Origin of the sequence: Streptomyces sp. NPDC099050, from assembly GCF_044759865.1 — a bacterium.
GTDB lineage: Bacteria > Actinomycetota > Actinomycetes > Streptomycetales > Streptomycetaceae > Streptomyces.
This window is the reverse complement of the sequence record NZ_JBIWAE010000064.1, coordinates 1-3,499: the sequence shown is the minus strand read 5'-3', so window position 1 is coordinate 3,499 and position 3,499 is coordinate 1. Positions and strand designations below refer to the sequence as shown.

The 3,499-nt window shown below is 68.2% G+C and carries 4 protein-coding genes; all 4 read right to left on the bottom strand.

Annotated features, from left to right (window positions below; genetic code table 11):
- Positions 1-91 precede the first annotated feature (91 nt).
- The 4 genes from ACIQV3_RS40470 to ACIQV3_RS40455 all read right to left on the bottom strand — a co-directional run bounded on the left by ACIQV3_RS40470 (position 92) and on the right by ACIQV3_RS40455 (position 2,706).
- Positions 92-370, bottom strand: a complete 279-nt coding sequence (locus tag ACIQV3_RS40470; protein ID WP_403722378.1) for a hypothetical protein — start codon at positions 368-370, stop codon at positions 92-94.
- Between the two features lie 167 nt (positions 371-537).
- Positions 538-975 (bottom strand): HNH endonuclease family protein, encoded by a 438-nt coding sequence (locus ACIQV3_RS40465; protein ID WP_403722374.1) that lies wholly within the window; start codon positions 973-975, stop codon positions 538-540.
- A gap of 73 nt (positions 976-1,048) precedes the next feature.
- Positions 1,049-2,419, bottom strand: a complete 1,371-nt coding sequence (locus ACIQV3_RS40460; RefSeq protein WP_403722372.1) for an IS256 family transposase — start codon at positions 2,417-2,419, stop codon at positions 1,049-1,051.
- A 62-nt stretch (positions 2,420-2,481) separates the two neighbouring features.
- Complete coding sequence (locus tag ACIQV3_RS40455) at positions 2,482-2,706, bottom strand: hypothetical protein (RefSeq protein ID WP_403722369.1); 225 nt, start codon at positions 2,704-2,706, stop codon at positions 2,482-2,484.
- Between the last annotated feature and the right edge of the window lie 793 nt (positions 2,707-3,499).

The following is a 3,499-nucleotide window of genomic DNA, read 5'->3' as shown; positions in this document are numbered from 1 at the left end:
GTAGCCATCGCCCCGCACCACAAAACGGCCCCGATACACCCACCAGTGAAGGTCCCACGCGTCTGGGATTCCTAAGTCACTGGTATTGGGGCTAGCCGCGGCGCGGGCGGCGGCGCGACCTTGCCCTGCTCCAGGCGAGCCGGGCGGCCTCGGCCGCGCCGTTCGCCACGTCCGCCCACTCCGGCGCCCAGTGCGCCACCGCGACCCTCACCGCACCCAGGGCCACGGGCACGCACAGCGTCGCCGCACTGCGGACCAGGCGGCGCGCGACAGCCCGGCGGCGAGGCCGCGCTGGCTCCGCGCCCTCGGCGGGCCGCTCCCGCGCCGGTTCACCCTCGGTCGGCACTCCACCCATTTCAAGCATGCTCATGACAGGTCACTCCTTGCAGAAGACTGCGGATCAAACCCCCGGATGGCGGCGTGAGGGCATGATCAAGGAGGCAGGGGCAAGCTCCGCAAGTCCCAGCAAAAGCGCAGGTCAGAGCAGGGTTGCGGAGCTTGGGTGGCGATGGTGTACCGAAGGGCGTTGGGCCGGGCTCAGGAGGCCCGGTCGAAGGCCAGCACCGCATTCGGGCAGCCCGCCGCGTACCGCAGCAGCGCCTCACGCTCGGCCTGGTCCACCGCCAGCGCCCACCGGTGTTTGGTCGCTACCCACTCGCCGACATACCGGCAGTGCACCGCCGGGGCCGGCATCCACGTAGCCGGATCCTGGTCGGACTTCTGCCGGTTCGAGCGCGCGGTGACCCCGACGAGGGTCACGTCGCTGCCGAGGTCGTTCGCGTACCGGCGGCGCCGCTCCGTCGTCCAGCCGTAGCCGCCGGAGTCGTGGAGTTCCGCAAGCGGAATCAGGTGGTCAATATCGATCCCGGCCGGGCCGGAGACGAGGACGTCGTCGTAGTACGAGTGCCAGACGCCCCCGGTGATGGTGCAGCCGGCTCCCACGGTCGGGGCTTCGATCGCCTCAGCGATCAACACGTCCGCGCGTGCCGAGCGGTCGCGTCCTCGGAGCGGTGTAAAAGCTCGACGAGGGGTTTCGTGGTGGTCGATGTTACGCGGCCTTGGTGAGGGACACGCGGGCCGGTGCTGCGAGGTGGATCACTTCTGCTTCGGCGGGGTGGAGCAGGCCGCGGCGCATGCGTTCGAGCTGGCGTGCGGTGGCGGGGGTGGTGGTGAAGCCGCGCCAGCCGGTGGCGGCGCGGTCGAGGACGGCGAAGGCGAGGGAGACGCAGCTGGTCTCGCCGGGGAAGCGGCCGATGACCTTGACCCGTCGGCGGGTCTCGCCGAAGGTCCGCTCGATGAAGTTGGAGTGGCGGATCCGCTTGTGGTGTTCGACGGGGAAGCGAAGGTAGGCGGTGAGTGAACTCCGGTCCGTGAGAAGGGATTTGACGGCTGCGGGGTAAGCCTTCCCCCACTTCGTGGCGAAGTCGTCGATGCGGCGCTGGACGGCGTCGACCAGTTGCTGGCCGGGCGGGATCCCGAGTGTGGCGGTGTCGGAGATCTCCCAGAAGTCCTTCTTGACCGCTTCCAGGTCGTGGCGGCTGACCTTGGAGGTGACGTTGCGGCATTTGTGGATCAGGCATCGCTGGCGCAGGCTGCGGCCTAGGACGAGCTCGCTGGCGGAGATCAGTCCAGCGCCGCCGTCGGATATCACCAGCAGCGGCGGCGTGAGCCCGCGCTCGAGCAGGCCGGTCAGGAAGTCGGCCCAGGCGTCGTGGGACTCCGAGCCGGCGGCTTCCAGGCCGAGGAAGACGGGCTTGCCGTCGGTGTCGATGCCCCACGCGGCGAGGACCGGTTCGGCGGGGGTGTTCGGGTGCATCCGGAAATGGGAGGCGTCGATGAACAGGTAGTCCAGCGTGACGTGGGACAGGTCTCGCTGACGCCAACTGTCGTAGTCCGTACCGATGTTCTGGCAGATATTGGAGACCGTCGACTTCGACAGCGCGGCGTCTGAGCCCAATGCTTCGGCGAGGGTGTTCTCCACGTCGCGGGTGGACAGGCCGCGCACGAACGAGGCGATGACGAGGGATTCCAGCGCGTTCGTCCGCGTCACCGTGGCCCCGAACAGGCGCGAGGCGAACTTCTCCGTGGTCCCGCGCAGCTTCGGCTTCTTGATCTTCACCGGCCCGGACGTCGTCTTGACAGTCACCTCGCGGTGACCGTTTCGGTGGCCGGCCCGCGCAGCGGGCACCGGCCGGGCGTCCGCCGCCGGGGCCTGGTCCTGACCCTGGACCGCGTCGGCGCGCTGGTAGCGGGCGCGGCCCAGGAACTCGTCAACCTCGGCCTCGAGCGCGGACTGGATGATCAGACGGGCACCGAGGCGGGCGACGTCCTCCAGGCAGTCGACCAGCGGCCGGCCCTCGGCGAACACGGCGTCGATCTCGCCGCGGATGGTCTCGGTCGGGGATACTCGATGGTGCACGAGCGTGGGTCCTTCCGTACGAACTTTGGTCGGTTCAGTACGAAACCTACGCTCGTCGCCTTTTACACCACTTTCTGGACGCGACCTGCCGAGCAGCCGTTCCGGTCGTCGTCCTTCCAATGCGGGTACAACTCGCGCTTGTAGCCGTCGCGGATCTCCTCGGCAATCGGCAGAGAGGTGATGGCGTCCGTGAGGGTGTACTCGTCGGCGTGCGCAGGGGACGTGGGGGCGAGGGCGGCGAAGGCCAGGGCGGTGGCGGCGAGGCCGCGGTATACGTTCTTGATCACCGCCCGGTGATATCGCCCTGGCACCGCCGATACGGGCCCCGGACAGGACTTCTCACTCCGCCGGGGGAACGGATTCACCGAAGGAACGATGCACCGCACCCCTCGACCTTTCGGCCCTCCCAGGCCAACGCCTCCGCCCGCGCCCTCCCCCCGCGCCCTCCCCCTGCGGATCGGCCAACCACCCGGGCTCCTATCCGGGAAGGCACGGCAGAGCCGGTGAGCCATGGGCGGGCGAGGTACGGGAGCGTGATCACATGCGCCGCTGGTCTCTGCTCCTGTGACATGCAGCCAGTGCCTCGCTGATGTAGGCGTTGGGCATGGGAAATGCAGCTGGTGGAGAGAGCCCAGGCGCCGATGGCCATTCGCCGGGACCGACCGCAACTCGCGCTGCACTCGCGGGCGCACTCATCGGGGCACTCGCAGGCCTGGTGGGCAGCGTTCTTGTGTTCGTGCGGTCGGAGGCGAGTCGGGATGCCGCTGCCGAGGACCGTCGGGCTGACATCAGGCGGTCGGCCTACATCGATCTGGGAGCCCGTACCCAGACGTACACAGTTAAGTTCACTTCGGCACTCAACATGGCGTTTGACCCGAGCGTGGACAAGGACGCGCTCAGGAAGCAATGCGACGACCAGCTACTGCGGGCTCTTGGAGCCTTTAATCATGCGCGCACGTCGGCGCACTTGGTGACGTCAGAAGATTGGGCTTGCTTCGCTTTGACGGACATCCGAGATAAGGGGCTTGGGCCCCGGAAGGATGATGTCCATCATGGAGAGCATGGCGAAGAAGAAGGTGC

Excerpts from the sequence above, each read along its gene's own strand:
- ACIQV3_RS40470 (WP_403722378.1), bottom strand. The coding sequence starts at position 370 with ATGAGCATGCTTGAAATGGGTGGAGTGCCGACCGAGGGTGAACCGGCG.